Here is a 15,075-nt window from a genome sequence, read left to right as displayed (position 1 = left end):
AGACATCACCCGTCCTGTTTCGTCCACCACCGCGGCGGACTTCACTCCGCCGCCTGTTTGACCGCGCGATGCTCGTCGACGCGCTCGCCGTCCACGTCCGAGCGGCCCCAATTGGCGAAGGCGTTGGAGAGCTTGTCGAGATAGAGGTAGATCACCGGTGTCGTGAAAAGCGTCAGCGCCTGGCTGACGAGCAAACCGCCGACCATCGCATAGCCGAGCGGCTGGCGGATCTCCGAGCCGGTCCCGGTGCCGAGCATCAGCGGCACGCCGCCGAGCAGCGCCGCCATGGTCGTCATCATGATGGGACGAAACCGCAGCAGCGCCGCCTGCCGGATCGACTGCTCGGAGGTCATATGCTCGTCGCGCTCGGCGGCAATCGCGAAGTCGACCATCATGATGCCGTTCTTCTTCACGATACCGATCAGGAGAATGATGCCGATCAGCGCGATCAGGCTGAAGTCGTAGCCGAACGCCATCAGAATCGCGAGCGCGCCCACGCCGGCCGAGGGCAGGGTGGATAGAATCGTGATCGGATGGATGTAGCTCTCATAGAGAATACCTAGGATCAGATAGACCACGACCAGCGCAGCCAAAATCAACAGCGGCACGGTGCCGAGCGATTGTTGGAACGCCTGCGCGGTGCCCTGGAAGCTTGAGTTGAGTGTCGCCGGCGCGCCGAGATCGGTCATGGCCTTCTGCACGGCCTCGGTCGCCTGCCCGAGCGCCACGCCCTGGGCGAGATTGAAGCTGATGGTGATTGCCGGGAACTGGCCCTGGTGGCTGATCGAGAGCGGCCGCACCGGCGCGTTGGTCCAGCTCGCAAACGCCGAGAGCGGCACCTGATCGCCCGTGCTCGGCGAGCGGACGTAGATCTTGTCCAGCGAGTCGATCCTGCCCTGCAATTCCGGCAGGATCTCCAGGATCACGTGATAGCTGTTGAGCTGGGTGAAATATTGCGTGACCTGGCGCTGTCCGAAGGCGTCGTAGAGCGTGTCATCAATGAGCTGCGGGGTGATGCCGTAGCGTGAGGCGGTGTCGCGGTTGATCTTGAGCGTCAGCGTGGTGCCCTGCGTCTGCTGGTCGGTGGCGACATCGCGCAGCTCGGGCAAGGTCTGCATCTTCGCCAGAATCTTCGGCGCCCATTCGTTGAGCTCGTCGAGATTGGCATCCTGCAGCGTGAATTCGAATTGGGTGCGCGTCGGCCGGCCGCCGAGACGGACATCCTGCGCCGCCTGCATATAAAGTCGGGCGCCGACGACCTTCTCGAGCTTGGGACGGAGGCGGGCAATGATCTGCTGCGCCGAGGCGTCGCGCTGGTCGCGCGGTTTCAAGGTGATGAACAGGTTGCCGTTATTGCCGGCGCGGCCGCTGCCGCCGATCGCCATCGCAACCGTGGCGACAGCCGGGTCCTCCTGCACAATCTTGCCGAGGATTTCCTGTTGCTTCACCATGTCCTGGAAGGAAATGTCCTGCGCGGCCTCCGAGGTCGCGGTGATCAGGCCGTTATCCTGTTGCGGAAAGAAGCCCTTGGGAATGATCATGAATAGGTAGACCGACAGCCCAAGGGTTGCGAAGAAGATCACCAGCGTGGTTCGCCGCCAGCGCATGGCGAGGTCGAGCCCGCCCTCATAGGCGTGCAGCAGGGCGTCGAACGCCGCCTCGCTCCATTGATAGAACCGGCCGTGCTTGACCTCGCCATGGGCGCGCAGGAAGCGCGATGCCATCATCGGCGTCAGCGTCAGCGACACGACCATGGACACGAAAATGGTCATGGCCAGCGTGACCGCGAATTCGCGGAACAGGCGACCGATGATACCGCCCATCAGCAGGAGCGGGATCAGCACCGCAACCAGCGAGATACTGATCGACACGATGGTGAAGCCGATTTCGCCCGCGCCCTTATAGGCGGCGGCCAGCGGACTTTCGCCCTCCTCGATGTAGCGCGATATGTTCTCCAGCATCACGATGGCATCGTCCACGACGAAGCCGACCGCAATCGTCAGCGCCATCAGCGACAAATTATCCAGCGTGTAGCCGAACACCCACATCAGGGAACAAGCGCCTAACAGCGCGAGCGGCACTGTGATTGCCGGAATCACGGTCGCCCAGAAACTGCGCAGGAAAATGAAAATCACCATTACGACCAGCGCGACGGTGAGCGCCAGGGTGAACTGAACGTCCTCGACCGCAGCGCGGATGGTCTGAGTGCGATCGCTAATCAGTTCGATCTTGATCGAGGGCGGAATCGCGGCGACCAGCCGAGGCAAGAGCGATTTGATCTTATCGACGGTCTCAATGACATTGGCGCCCGGCTGCTTGTAGATGACGAGGAACACGCCACGCTTGCCGTTGGCCCAGGCCGCCTGCTTGGCGTCTTCAGGTCCGGTCACCGCCCGGCCGATGTCGCGGATGCGCAAGGGGCCGCCATTGCGATAGGCGACGATGACGTCGTTCCAGTCCTTGGAATCGAGCAACTGGTCGTTGGCGTAGATGGTGTACGCCCGCTTGGTCCCGTCGATATTGCCCTTGGGGCTATCGACCGTCGTCAGCGCGATCTGGCTGCGGACGTCCTCGAGCGAGAGGCCTTTGGCGACCAGCTTGGCCGGATCGACCTGCACGCGGATCGATGGTTTCTGCTGCCCGCCGATGATGACCTGCGCCACGCCGGATATCTGGCTGATCTGCTGCGCGAGCTGGGCGTCGACGGCGTCGCTGACGGTCGTCAGCGGCAGGGTGTCCGACGTTGCCGACAACAAGAGGATCGGCGAGTCCGCCGGGTTGACCTTGCGGTAGGTCGGCGGCGAGGGGAGGTTCTTCGGCAATTGGCCGCTCGCCGCGTTGATGGCGCCTTGAACGTCATTGGCAGCGCCGTCGATGTTGCGGTTGAGATCGAACTGAATGGTGACGGCCGCGGTGCCCAGATAGCTCGTCGAGGTCATCTGGGCGATGCCGGGAATCTGCGCGAACTGCCGCTCCAGGGGCTGCGCCACCGAGGTTGCCATGGTCTCGGGGCTGGCGCCCGGCAAGGTCGCGGTGATCTGAATGGTCGGGAAGTCAACCTGAGGCAATGGGGCGACCGGCAGCAACGGGTAGGCCACCAGGCCGACGAACAGGATCCCCGCCATCAACAGCGAGGTGCCGATGGGGTAGCGAATGAAGGGTGCCGAAATTCCGCCGCCGTTCATTCCTGCCGAACCTTGCCTTGCGCCGCATCGGTGCTCGCCACCGCGGTGGAGACAAGCGTGCCTGGCTGGACCTTGAACTGGCCGCCGGTGATCACCTGGTCTCCCGGCGTCAGGCCCTCATCAACGACCGTGCGGCCGTCGATGGAATAGCTGACCTTGACCTTGTGCAATTCGGCTTTGTTGTCCTTGCCTACCGTATAGGCATAGAGCCCGTTGGTTGAGTGCTGGATGGCGTCGTCCGGGACCACGGTGGCATCCTTCAATGTCTTCACCAGAAGGCGCGTGGAGACCGATTGGCCGGGCCACAGCGCATGGTTCTTGTTGTCGAACACCGCTTTCAGCCGGATAGTCCCGCTGGTCGTATCGACCTGATTGTTGATGACCGCGAGCTTGCCCTCCGCCAGCACCTTCTTGCCATCAGTGGTGATCGCGATCACCTTCAGCGGACTGACCGCCTGAGCCTCGCTGATGTAAGGAAGCTGGTCTTCGGGCGCGGTGAAGATGACTGCGATCGGCTCGACCTGTGCGATGCTCACGATACCGGTTTGGGTCGCGGCATTGACGATATTGCCGATATCGACCTGGCGCAGGCCGACCACGCCTGAAATCGGCGCCTTGATCTGGGTGTAATCGAGTTGGGTCTGGGCGTTGGCGATGGCAGCGTCGTCGGCCGCGATCTGCGCGGTGAGCTGGGCAACGGTCGAGCGCTGGGTGTCGGTCTGCTGGCGCGTCGCAAACTCGCCGAGCTTGGTGTAGCGCTGCAGGTCCAGATTGGCATTGGCGAGATTCGCCTCATCCTGCGCCTTTTTGGCCTTTGCCTGGTCAAGCGCCGCCTGGAACGGGCGCGGATCGATCTCGGCGAGCAGGTCGCCCTGCTTGACCAACTGCCCTTCCTGGAAACCGACCTTGTCGATTTGCCCGTCGACGCGGGTGCGCACCTGCACGGTATTAAAGCCCTGAACCGTGCCGAGCCCGGTCAAATAGACTGGAAAATCGGCCTTTTCGGCCGGTGCCGTGCTGACGGGAACTGCCTTGGGTCGTGCAGCGGCCGCCTGCTGTGCGCTTTTCGCTGCTTCAGAGGCTTGATAGTGCTGCCAGCCCAGATAGCCGGCACCGCCGATCACCACCAGCAGTAACATCCACCAGATCGTCCGCGACTTCTTCATGTCGGCTCATGGGCTGAAAGGATAAGAATAATGGGTCTTCAAAACCGTTCCCAGCGAGACCAGATATAGTATGCGTGCACTTTATGTGTAAACACACTATGGCTTGAGAATCCTAAACAATTGGCAATCTTCGAGGGAACGCCGGAGTCATGTCGCTCGACCTGAAACGGAAGCTCATTTCACAGCTCGTCGAAAGCTCGAGACTCCTGCGCAACTATATCGATCACCGCGCCAAGGCAAAGGGCACCACCCGTGCGCAATGGATCGTGCTGTTTCGACTGCGCGAACAGGAGGGATTGTCGCAAGTCGATCTCGCCGATGTGCTCGAGCTGCAGCCGATCTCGCTTGTGCGTCTGCTCGATCGGCTGGTCGAACATGGCCTGCTCGAACGACGTCATGATCCCAAGGATCGGCGCGCCAATCGCCTGTTTCTGACTCCACAAGGCCGTCAGCTCGTCGATGATCTCGACAGCCTGCGCGATGCCATCGCCACCGATGTTCTCGACACCGTCTCCACTGAAGCGATCGAAACCAGCCTAACCGCGCTGCGCGACATCAAGGAGCGCATCAAGACGTTGTCTGATCCGTCGGGGCACGTCGCGGCGAAGTAGCGGGGTGCGCGGACACGCGCGCCGTTCGCGCAAAACGCGCCTCTGCATTTTTGAGCGATTATAAATCGGCTTGTTCTGGCAGCGCTTGCGGGAGCGAAAACGCGCGGCTACAAACAATGCGCTGTCATCAGCCGTAAGCGTCTCACGTGAAGCAACGCATCAACCGACGAGGTCGGAAGCGATGCGCCCTTTTTTAATCACGTGACCGACCCGTCAAAATCCCAAAGAGAGAAGATGATTGCAGTTCGCAAGCTGCCGCCGCGGCAGTGGGTCGGCGGCTGTACCGCCGGTGTTTTCCATTGTCGCGACCTCTATCGTTTCGATGATTTCAACCTTGAAGGACTTAAGGTCCGCTGCCTGCGGCCTCGTCGCGGCGTGCTCGGTTGTAACGCCCCGCGCGTAAAAGTGGCGGCTCAGGCAGCCCTCATCACGCGCCGAACACGTTCCGCCTTTCCCAGCCGAAAGTTTTGAGGCCATGGCTTCCGATCAATCGCTCGCGCAGAGCGGAGCCGCGACCCTGACGCGACATCCGCCGTTGCTGCTCTATCTCTGTTCCCGCAGCTTTTCCGAATTCTCCTGCCAGATCGCAACCGTAGCCGTCGGCTGGAAGGTCTACGAACTGACGGGAAGTGCATTCTACCTGGGACTCTCGGGACTTGTTCAATTTATTCCGAGCGCGCTGCTGGTTTTCGTCGCGGGGCATGCTGCCGATCGCTATGATCGCCGCCGGGTCATTCAGCTCTGTCAGTATGTGCAAGGCGCTGGCGCAGTCTACCTTGCGTGGCGGAGCATGGCCGGATCGTTGACGACGCCCGAGATCTTCACGGTCCTGGCGGTGTTCGGCGTGGCCACCGCATTCGAGAGTCCGGCGCTCTCCGCGCTGTTGCCGGGCGTTGCGCCGAACGGAATGCTGCAAAGGGCGACAGCGCTCGCCACTGGCGCCATGCAGATGGGAACGATCGCCGGCCCCGCGATCGGCGGCGCTGCCTACGCGGTCGCGCCGGCCGCGCCGTTTGCCGTGATGGCACTGTTCTGGCTTGGAGCAGCCCTATGCGGTGGCGCAATTCGAATGGAACGATCCGCCGCGAAGGCGGAGTCGCCGACATTTGCTGAGCTGTTTGCGGGATTCGGGTTCGTATGGTCCAATCCGGTCATTCTCGGCACCATCTCACTCGATCTGTTTGCCGTGCTGCTCGGCGGTGCAACGGCGCTGCTGCCGATCTATGCCCGCGACATTCTGCAGGCCGGCCCGTGGGCACTTGGCGTCATGAGGGCCGCGCCCGCGGTAGAGGCGCTTGCGATGACGGCGGTGCTGGCGCGCCATTCCTTTTCCCGCAGGGTAGGATTGCTGATGTTCAAAGCCGTGCTGGCCTTTGGCGCTGCGACCATTCTGTTTGCGCTCTCCCGCAATCTGCCGGTCTCGATCGCTGCGCTGGCAGCGATGGGTGCCGCGGACACCGTCAGCGTCGTCATTCGTGTTTCGATGGTTCAGCTCATGACACCGGACGCCATGCGCGGGCGGGTCGGCGCGGTGAATTTCTTGTTCATCAATGCCTCGAACCAACTCGGCGAGTTTGAAAGCGGCATCGCCGCGTCCCTCTTGGGGGTTGTACCTGCAGCTCTGCTCGGCGGCATCGGTACGATCGCGGTGGCGCTGATTTGGATGAGGCTTTTCCCCGCGCTCCGCCGGGTCGATCGCTTGGAATAGCTCGAACGCGGAGAGTTTCGCCCTGGCTTTGGGCGCGGTGCCGGCGCAGCGCTGCTCCTCAATTTAGAACGAATTCAAATGTGCGGCGCTCCCGTTGTAAGCCGGCGGCGCGTCGGTCATACCACGCGACGCACGAATGCGTGGAGCTGTGGATGGACGAGTTGAACGGAAAGATGATCGCGTGCCAGATCCTGATCACGGGGCTGATCGCGCGCGTGGCCAATGATTCGCGCGATCCCTTGCGGTTCCTCACCGATTTTCGCGACGAGATCAAAGCGGTGGTGAAAGGCGTCAATATCGCCGGCACGAACAATGCCGATCGCGTGAGGCTCATCGCGCAGCAAACGGTCGACGAGCTGTTCTCGCTGATGAAGCCGCCGAGCAGTGACTAATGCGTTCGCGTTGAGCGCTCTTTAGAACGCTTACAAACCTCTTTTAGAACGATTTCAAACTACAAATTAGAATCGTTTTGATCTGGACCTTTTCAAACGTCTTCGCGTCCCGATCGCGTTGACCACGAAATTCTCGCTCGATACCAAGGCCCCGGCGCGCACGCTTGTTGCGCGCCATTGAACACTAAAGTCGCGGGGCGCGTGAATATGGGGCAGGCGGTCACACCGCGATCGTTGCGTTCATTGGCAACGGTCGGCATGGTGAGCGAAAATTTCGACGGTAATTCCGGGAAGAAAGTCTCCGCGGTCGCAGGGCTGATCGCGGTGGCGTCAGTGTCCGGAGCCGAGGCGCAGCAATCAAATCTGCCGCCGGTGACGGTCGATGCACCGGTCGCGCATCCGCGGCCTACCGCCTCAAAGCCGACGCAGGAGCAGGTTCGCGCCCGCAATGCGCTCCGCCGCGCGGCGCGACAGCAGCAACAGCGCGTGGCGGCGGTGCCGTTCCCCAATGCCGGCGGTTTGCCGCCGGATCGCGATCCCTATGCGGATCCGGCTGCACCTTACAAGGTCGATCATCTGCAGGCGTCGGGCAAATTCCCCGAGCCGCTGTTGAACACGCCGAAGACGGTGACCGTGCTCAGCAGGGAAGTGCTCGAAGACAAGAACGCCACCAATCTCAAGCAGGCCGTGCTGAGCACGGCGGGCGTCACGCTTGGCACGGGCGAGGGCGGCAATGCTTTCGGCGACCGCTTCTTCATCCGCGGTTTTGACGCGAGAAACGACATCTTCATCGACGGGGTGCGCGATTCCGGGGTGAGCGTCCGGGAAAACTTCTTCACCGAACAGGTCGAGATCCTGCGCGGACCCGCTTCCTCCTTCGCTGGCCGCGGTACCGCGGGCGGCGCGATCAACATCGTGACCAAGCAGGCGAACACCGAAAACAGCTTCTACAACATGGACACGACGTTCGGCACGGATAAGACCAAACGGGTCGTGCTCGACATCAACCAGGTGATCAGCCCGACCTTTGCGGTTCGCGCCGGCGGGTTGTTTCAGGACGCAGGCATCGCCGGCCGGAGCTACGTCACCGACGACCGCAGCGGCGGCTTTATCGCGGCGAAATGGACGCCCGTTGACGCCGTCAAGATCACCGCCGATTACATCCACACCGACATCCACGGCTTGCCCGATTTCGGCGTGCCTTACTACCGGCCGAGCACGGCGAGCACCGCCGGTGGACCATTCCCGGATTTCGGTGTCAATCGCAACAATTTCTACGGTTTTGCGAACCGCGACTTCTTCCAGGTCCGTCAGGACATCGGGACAGTCAACACCGAGCTGCAGATCACTCCCGATCTCACCATCAGCGACAAGGTGAGGGCGTCGCGGTCGACCTTAAATTATATCGGGACCATCCCGGAATCGCCGGTTCTCACAAATCCGCTGTCCGCATCGACGCTGAGCGCCAATCCCCAAAGCCGCTATCAGCCGACCGAAGTGCTCGCCAACCAGACCGAGGCGACTTACAAGTTCAACACCGATGGCTGGCATCACACCGCGCTCGGAGGCGTGGAAGTCTCCCGCGAAACCTCCAGCATCGACAAATATGCCGGCCTGAGCTCGGAGGCGCTGCCCGGTGGCTTCAGCGGCTCGGGTTCGCTCACCGGCGTCAGCGTGTTCTATCCGCAATATACCCTGCTGCCGTTTGGTGGAACGCCGACGCTGACGGGATTCCCGACCAAGGTCAACATCGACACCAAGAGCGTCTACCTGCTCGATTCCGCCAACTACAATGATTTCGTCATTTTGAATGGCGGTATCCGCTACGACGACTACAGCATCGCGACATCAGGCTACGGCACGGTGAACGGCGTCGCCAACGTCTTCGGCTCACAATCCGCCGATTTCGGTCTGCCCAATTTCAATCTGGGTCTCACGCTGAAGCCGCTGCCGATTACCAGCGTCTATGTCGCCTATGCGACGTCGTCCAATCCGGTCGGAGCCGAGTTCGACGGGACCAGTTCGACCTACGGGGGACTGGCACCGGTCCTCAACGGCGCCTCCAACCAGATTTTTGGGCCTGAAAAGAACACGGCGATTGAAATCGGCAACAAATGGGAATTGTTCGACCGGCATCTGTTGGTCACCGGTGCGCTGTTCCAGACAGAGAAGGAAAACGCGCGCGAATCGCGAAACATCACGTCTCCCGCCACCGCTACGGCGGCCTGTCCCTATCCGACCGGTACAATTGGCACGGTGTCCTGCATAACCGCCGGCGCCGCCTATCGCATCAGGGGCATCGATCTCGAAGTCGGCGGCAAGATCACGGACAAATGGAGCGTTTTTGGCGGCCTGGTCTTGATGCAATCGGAAGTGACGAAGTCGCTGGTGCCGCCGGCCAACACCACGCTCTACACGACGAATGTGGGCTTGCCGCTGGCCAACGTTGCGCATCAATCCTTCAGCATGCTCTCCAAATATCAGTTGGATGACATGTGGGAGATCGGCGGCCAGGCGGTTTACCGCTCGAAGATGTATGGCGGCACATTGCTCGCCGCCAACCAGGGGACGTCGCTGCCGAGCTATTGGCGCTTCGACGCGTTCGCGGAAGCCAAGATCGATAAGCACTGGACGGTCAAGCTGTTCGTCAACAACATCTTCGACAAGCGCTATTACGACGCCTTCTACCAGAGCGCGGCGCCGTTCGTGCTCGAAGCGCCCGGCCGCGCCGCCTATCTGGTCGTCTCGGCAAGATACTGACGACGCTCATGCTGATCTGTGTTCCCAACGTTTTGAGCAAGCAGGATGTGGCGGATTTCCGCCGCATCATGGACGCCTCGGCTTGGGAGGACGGCCGCTCCACAGCGGGCGCGCAGTCGGCGCTGGTCAAGCGCAACGAGCAATTGCCGCCGGACGGCGAGGCGGCACGCAAGCTCGGCAACCGCATCATTTCGGCACTGACGGCCAATCCGCGTTTCCTTTCAGCCGCGGTGCCTCAACATATCTTTCCGCCGCTGTTCAATCGCTACACCGCGGCGGCTGGTCATCGTTTCGGTATTCACGTCGACAATGCCGTTCGCGGCGACCGCCTGACGGGCCTTCGCATTCGCACCGATCTGTCGGTGACGCTGTTCCTGTCCGAACCGGAGGAATATGATGGCGGCGAACTCGTGATCGAGGACCTCTACGGCTCTCACGAAGTCAAGCTGCCCGCCGGCGATCTCGTGCTTTATCCGGCTTCGAGCCTGCACATGGTAACGCCGGTCACGCGGGGCGCGCGCGTTGCGTCCTTCTTTTGGCTGCAGAGCATGATCCGCGACGCTCATGCGCGCAGCATGATCTTCGACCTCGACACCGCGATTCAGGCGCTGGCGGAGCGGCTGGGGCGCGATGACCCCGAAACGGTCAAGCTGACCGGCATCTATCACAACCTCATCCGCTACTGGGCCGAGGTTTAGAGCAGTCGCCGATCCGGGCGAATCGACGGGACGCGCGCCCAACTTCCGACGTCATTGCGAGCGCAAGCCAAGCAATCCAGATTTTCTCCGCGGATGCAGTCTGGTCGCCTTCGCTCCTCGCAATGGCGGGCCCGGTTGAGGGCGCTCGACCGGCTCTGCAGCTTGATGCTTTAGAAGCCAAGCTGGTCTTTGCCGAAGACCGTTGCGACTGCGGTCGGTGAGGCTCAGGCATTCACCAGAAGCTCCATTCCGGCCGCAGCTTGCGCGGCGATGCGTTGGATCAGAACTGCACGGTCAGGCGCCCGTTGAAGGAGCGGCCCGGTCCGGGCACGTTGAAGCCATAGAGCGTCCCCGCTGCGCCCTTGTAATCGGTGAGGTCGGCGCCGCCGAGCGGCAGGACGTAGTATTCATTGAAGAGGTTGTCGATGCCGAGATCGATACGGACCTGCTGCCATTGATAGCCGGTGCGGACGTTGACCAGCGCGTAGGATGGCGTGGTCAGTTCATTGCGAACCAGACTGACGAAGTCCTTCGGTCCCACCAGTTGCAGTTCCACACTGTTGGTCCAGTTACCCAGCGTGTGGTCGAGCCCCAACTTCGCATTGACAGGCATGACATGATAGAGGTCGATGCCGTCGGTGCGTTGGCCGCGAGTATAGCTAAGCGCCGCGCGAAAGACGCCCCGGCCGTAGCTTTCATTATCCCACAGTGCGACCTTACCCGAGAGATTGACGCCATAGAGCGTCGCGTCGTGGTTGGCGAAGCGCAGGTATACGAAGTCGTTCCGCTCGGTGAGATTCATGGCGCCGCAGGACATCGACGTCGCCGCGGTGAAACAACGATCGACATCGATATAGTCCTGAACATAGGTGTAGTACGGCGTGATCTTGATGTCCCAATCCTTCTGCGCGGCATCGTGCCAGCCGGCGGTGATGCTCGCGGTGTGGGCCTTCTCCGGCTTGAGATCGATGTTGCCGACATAGCCATTGCCGTCGCCGAACCAGCCGATCATGTTCATGGCCATCATGTTGGTGGACCAGGCGTAGCGCTCGTACAGATTCGGGGAACGGGTTTTGCGGGCGAAGCCGAGTTCGAACACGCTGAGCTGATCCGGCTCGTATCGGACGAGCGCGGAGCCGTCGAGATTGACATCCGTCCGCGCGTGGTCAAGCGCGTTGAATGCCGCGGCATCGGCGGCATACATCATGTTATAACCCTGCACATTGCCGGTGTTCATCCAAACGACGTCGTTGCGCAGGCCGATCAGGGTGGTCCATTCGCGGCTCCACTTGTGGTCCCATTCGGCGAACGTCCCGAGTCGGTTGCGTGTGCCGTCATTGAGGCTGACGAAAGCGTTGGGGCTCATCATCATCGATCCCGCGACCGGATCCCACCAGTCCCTGAGCTGATTGTGGTACAGTTCGTTGCCGAAGCGGACCACATCCCGGGCAGAGGCAGCGACGGTCGCCTTAAACGAATAGCCGGCGTCCGATCCCTTTGTATCCATCGGCATCTGGCCGACCTTGTCCGGCGCGATGAAACCCATGGTGTGCCGGATCTGGTGTGCGAAAGCGCTTGCTTCCACCGTTCCCCAGTCGAATGCGCCCTCATAGCGTCCGTTCACGAACAGGCCGCGGTTATAGACCATGTCCATGTATTGGTTGACGTAGCCCTGATAGGGGATGAATTGGCCGCCGACCTGTACGGAGAACAGGTTGCCGAACGTCTGCTTGGAAATGGTCAACGTGTGATTCTGCGTTTCGTATAGTGTCGACTTGACCGTGGTGCCGTCGGCCGCGTGATAGTCGCCGGCACGGACCCAACCACCGGTATAACTGATGCTGGTGTCGTGATTGGCGATCGAGGCGGAGGCATCGACTCCATAGCTGTTGTTGTTGCTGCGAAAGAAGCCCGACAGCATGGCACTGCTGACCCAGCCCTGGGATTCCAGCGGGAACTTCGGCGGCGCGGTTTCGACGATGATCTTGCCGCCCGTGTAGTCGCCGCCCGCGCTGACCGGCGCGACGCCAAGATAGGCGCGCATGCTGGCAATCATCGACGGATTGACGAAGGAGAGCGGCGGATTCATTTCGTTGGGGCAAGCGGGACTGATCAGCATGCTGTTGATCGCGACCTGAACGCGATCGGCACCCATGCCGTTGAGGGCCGGAAGGCTGGAAACCCCGCCCGCTCCCCAGACGGCACCGCCGGGAATATCATTCACCAGCGCGGCGCTGTCGCTGGTCGCGAGCTCGCGGTCTGATATGGCCTCGCCCGACAGCGTTGCGGTGTTGGCGGGCGTCGCCAAATCCGGCGTCCGTGGCGTCGATGCGACCGTCGCCTCCGCCGGAGTCGCACGTGCGGCTGTGGCGGGCTGCACGAGATGTGGCTTCCGCTTTGGCTTCTGCACCACGATTCCGGGAAGGGGCTGCGACGCCTCGGCCTGGGCCTGTACGAGCGTCGAGCTCAGCGACATAGCCGAGGCGAGGGCCGCGAGGGCCGTGCGCGCAGTGAATGCGCGCGGCGCGGCGGATCGCTTGAAGTCGGACAATATTTGGACGGGTGTAGAGTTAGGCTTGGGAATTTCGAACACAATTGTGCTCCGCGCATGCGAATTGAACCGCCGAGGATTCAATCCTGGACAGGAAACGGTCTGACAGGCTGCTAGAGAAAGGGTGTCAGGACGCTCGCGGCGGTGCGCGGGAGCTGTAGGGGACAGAGGCCGTCGCGACAGCGCCCCGATCATCCCGAGGTATTTGGATCGGTTGCGCTTGCGCCGTCCAAGGGAAGACGTGCGCCGCCGCTGGAGGTGGGACGGCAAGATGGCTCGCGTGAATCAGCGCGCAAACCGAGCAGCAATCGTTTGGATGCGTATCGTCGAGCGGCTTCGGACCACCGACCTGATCCGAATGATCACCGCCACTCCCGCTGCAGATGATCCCAAAATCGGGATCCGCCAACGCTTGTGCCCTTGCATGGAGCGCGAGCACGGGCAGGAGAGTCTGAAGCAACAAGCCAAAGGCAACCGCCCAGGCCACGACGACGCGGGTCGGACCGTCCCTTAGCTGCGTTAGAAACTTTTTCATCACCCCACTTCGGAGCGCGCGGCCCTCCGATTGCCGTCGGCACGGAGGATATCCTTCCGGATCAGAATGGCAATCGGGGCTGAGATCACGGCGCCCAACTGAATCACGGATAGCACGCCTGGCGAGGGCGGCATTTGAGCTGGCGCAAGATGCTGCAGCCTCATCCTCGATGTGACGAACAAATTACATCGGGCCCGATATTTTCATCGGATTGCTTGGATGATCCTGCGGCATTTTGCGCGTTGCCCAGCGAATTGAGCGGCGGTGCTGTTCGCAGCAATCGAGATCTGCAAGGCTGTGATGCGATGGAAGATCACCCGGAGCGCAAGGAGACGGGCCGTGGCGATTCCCGGGCTCGCCGAAGCGCTGCTGGCTCCTCGCCTAGCCGTTTTCAGCCGCGCAACATCGCCGCGGAAGAGAATGCTAACCGGCTTTCAACTTAGATTCGCTCTCAAACCTGTCGCCGGGTCTTGAACCGTGCCGCCCAAGCGGCTTAACCACAGGCCTCGCTGGTCGGAGATGGTGCGGCAATGTTTAGAACAATTCTTAATTGGGTTACCGCCCTCGCGATCCTATCGCAGGCAGGGGTTGTGTTGGCGCAGCAGTCCGCCCAGGCGCAGCAGCAGGCACCCGCTGTGAGCCAGCCGCTGGCGCAACGAGAAAATCCAACGCAAGCACCTGCAGTTCCGGCAAGCGCGGCGCCGGTGGCGGCTTCTGCCAGCGCGGCGGGCGCAGATACAGCCGACGCGGATAGCGCGGCAAAGGCGCTGAAGCCGTCGCTGCACGAGCTGTCGCCATGGTCGATGTTCCTGTCCGCCGATATCCTGGTCAAGATCGTGATGAGCGGGCTCGCCTTCGCCTCGCTGATGACCTGGACGATCTTCATCGGCAAGACGATCGAGCTGTCGGTGATCCGGCGCAAGTTAACCGCGGCGCTCGGGAAAATTCGCGGGGCGAGGTCGCTGGCCGAGGCGCAGTTCGCGCTCGGGGGGAGCGATGTCGTGCTGTCACAGCTTCTTGACGCAGCGATGCAGGAGGCGCGGTTGTCGGCGGGAATCGCCAATGACGGCGGCATCAAGGAGCGCGCCGCATCGAGCTTTGCGGAGATTTCGCGCGCGGAGGCGCGTCGCATCCGGCTGGGCATGGGCCTCTTGGCTTCGATCGGCTCGACCTCGCCCTTCGTCGGACTGTTCGGCACCGTGTGGGGCATCATGAACAGTTTTATCGGGATCTCAAAAGCGCAGACGACCAATCTTGCGGTGGTCGCGCCGGGCATCGCGGAAGCGCTGCTCGCGACCGCCATCGGCCTTGCGGCGGCGATCCCGGCCGTCCTCATCTACAATCATTTCGCGCGCGTGACCAAGACCTATCTCGAGCTGGTCGCACGTGCTTCCGGCGCCGCCGCGCGCCTCTTGTCGCGCGATCTCGATCGCGGTCATCGTGGTGTGCTGGCGCGGGCGGCGGAGTGA

General features: G+C 61.8%; 11 protein-coding genes. 6 read left to right on the top strand and 5 right to left on the bottom strand.

Annotation, left to right across the window (positions count from 1 at the left end; genetic code table 11):
- Positions 1-41 precede the first annotated feature (41 nt).
- Both F758_RS0127635 and F758_RS0127630 read right to left on the bottom strand, forming a co-directional pair.
- Entirely contained in the window at positions 42-3,185 is a 3,144-nt protein-coding gene (locus tag F758_RS0127635) for a multidrug efflux RND transporter permease subunit (protein WP_024510929.1), read from the bottom strand.
- The gene (locus tag F758_RS0127630; RefSeq protein WP_024510928.1) at positions 3,182-4,351 is read right to left on the bottom strand and encodes an efflux RND transporter periplasmic adaptor subunit; all 1,170 of its coding nucleotides are present in this window, start codon (positions 4,349-4,351) and stop codon (positions 3,182-3,184) included. The genes F758_RS0127635 and F758_RS0127630 overlap by 4 nt, the downstream gene beginning before the upstream one ends.
- Before the next feature lie 149 nt (positions 4,352-4,500).
- Here F758_RS0127630 and F758_RS0127625 point away from each other — a divergent pair, with 149 nt between their 5' ends.
- Positions 4,501-4,962 (top strand): MarR family winged helix-turn-helix transcriptional regulator, encoded by a 462-nt coding sequence (locus F758_RS0127625; RefSeq protein WP_024510927.1) that lies wholly within the window; start codon positions 4,501-4,503, stop codon positions 4,960-4,962.
- Between the two features lie 213 nt (positions 4,963-5,175).
- Here F758_RS0127625 and F758_RS0127620 read toward each other — a convergent pair whose 3' ends face one another.
- Positions 5,176-5,439 carry a hypothetical protein gene (locus F758_RS0127620; protein ID WP_024510926.1) on the bottom strand — a complete coding sequence of 88 codons (264 nt, stop codon included), beginning with the start codon at positions 5,437-5,439 and terminating at the stop codon, positions 5,176-5,178.
- Between F758_RS0127620 and F758_RS0127615 the strand changes: the two genes are divergently transcribed.
- The 4 genes from F758_RS0127615 to F758_RS0127600 all read left to right on the top strand — a co-directional run bounded on the left by F758_RS0127615 (position 5,438) and on the right by F758_RS0127600 (position 10,520).
- Positions 5,438-6,670, top strand: a complete 1,233-nt coding sequence (locus tag F758_RS0127615) for an MFS transporter (RefSeq protein ID WP_024510925.1) — start codon at positions 5,438-5,440, stop codon at positions 6,668-6,670. The genes F758_RS0127620 and F758_RS0127615 overlap by 2 nt on opposite strands.
- Before the next feature lie 152 nt (positions 6,671-6,822).
- Positions 6,823-7,062 (top strand): hypothetical protein, encoded by a 240-nt coding sequence (locus F758_RS0127610; protein WP_024510924.1) that lies wholly within the window; start codon positions 6,823-6,825, stop codon positions 7,060-7,062.
- Between the two features lie 207 nt (positions 7,063-7,269).
- Positions 7,270-9,822, top strand: a complete 2,553-nt coding sequence (locus tag F758_RS0127605) for a TonB-dependent receptor (protein WP_024510923.1) — start codon at positions 7,270-7,272, stop codon at positions 9,820-9,822.
- Positions 9,823-9,830: 8 nt separating this feature from the next.
- Positions 9,831-10,520, top strand: coding sequence for a Fe2+-dependent dioxygenase (locus tag F758_RS0127600; RefSeq protein ID WP_024510922.1), 690 nt, complete (start codon positions 9,831-9,833; stop codon positions 10,518-10,520).
- A gap of 280 nt (positions 10,521-10,800) precedes the next feature.
- Here F758_RS0127600 and F758_RS0127595 read toward each other — a convergent pair whose 3' ends face one another.
- Both F758_RS0127595 and F758_RS53375 read right to left on the bottom strand, forming a co-directional pair.
- Positions 10,801-12,996, bottom strand: coding sequence for a TonB-dependent receptor (locus tag F758_RS0127595; protein ID WP_084305680.1), 2,196 nt, complete (start codon positions 12,994-12,996; stop codon positions 10,801-10,803).
- A 202-nt stretch (positions 12,997-13,198) separates the two neighbouring features.
- Positions 13,199-13,606 carry a DUF2946 family protein gene (locus tag F758_RS53375; protein ID WP_084305676.1) on the bottom strand — a complete coding sequence of 136 codons (408 nt, stop codon included), beginning with the start codon at positions 13,604-13,606 and terminating at the stop codon, positions 13,199-13,201.
- A 530-nt stretch (positions 13,607-14,136) separates the two neighbouring features.
- Here F758_RS53375 and exbB point away from each other — a divergent pair.
- A complete protein-coding gene (gene exbB, locus F758_RS0127580) occupies positions 14,137-15,075 on the top strand; it encodes a tonB-system energizer ExbB (RefSeq protein WP_024510919.1) in 939 nt (312 codons plus the stop codon).

This window comes from Bradyrhizobium sp. ARR65 (genome assembly GCF_000472385.1).
In the GTDB taxonomy this organism is placed as follows: Bacteria; Pseudomonadota; Alphaproteobacteria; order Rhizobiales; family Xanthobacteraceae; genus Bradyrhizobium.
Note: the sequence above shows the minus strand (reverse complement) of the source record. Positions and strands in the feature narration are given on the sequence as shown.

Bases quoted from the DNA above. Each gene is read 5' to 3' on its own strand.
- F758_RS0127625 (WP_024510927.1), top strand. From the start codon at position 4,501: ATGTCGCTCGACCTGAAACGGAAGCTCATTTCACAGCTCGTCGAAAGC.
- F758_RS0127600 (WP_024510922.1), top strand. From the start codon at position 9,831: ATGCTGATCTGTGTTCCCAACGTTTTGAGCAAGCAGGATGTGGCGGAT.
- F758_RS53375 (WP_084305676.1), bottom strand. From the start codon at position 13,606: ATGAAAAAGTTTCTAACGCAGCTAAGGGACGGTCCGACCCGCGTCGTC.
- exbB (WP_024510919.1), top strand. From the start codon at position 14,137: ATGTTTAGAACAATTCTTAATTGGGTTACCGCCCTCGCGATCCTATCG.
- F758_RS0127630 (WP_024510928.1), bottom strand. From the start codon at position 4,351: ATGAAGAAGTCGCGGACGATCTGGTGGATGTTACTGCTGGTGGTGATC.
- F758_RS0127595 (WP_084305680.1), bottom strand. From the start codon at position 12,996: ATGTCGCTGAGCTCGACGCTCGTACAGGCCCAGGCCGAGGCGTCGCAG.
- F758_RS0127605 (WP_024510923.1), top strand. From the start codon at position 7,270: ATGGGGCAGGCGGTCACACCGCGATCGTTGCGTTCATTGGCAACGGTC.
- F758_RS0127610 (WP_024510924.1), top strand. From the start codon at position 6,823: ATGGACGAGTTGAACGGAAAGATGATCGCGTGCCAGATCCTGATCACG.
- F758_RS0127635 (WP_024510929.1), bottom strand. From the start codon at position 3,185: ATGAACGGCGGCGGAATTTCGGCACCCTTCATTCGCTACCCCATCGGC.
- F758_RS0127620 (WP_024510926.1), bottom strand. From the start codon at position 5,439: ATGGCCTCAAAACTTTCGGCTGGGAAAGGCGGAACGTGTTCGGCGCGT.
- F758_RS0127615 (WP_024510925.1), top strand. From the start codon at position 5,438: ATGGCTTCCGATCAATCGCTCGCGCAGAGCGGAGCCGCGACCCTGACG.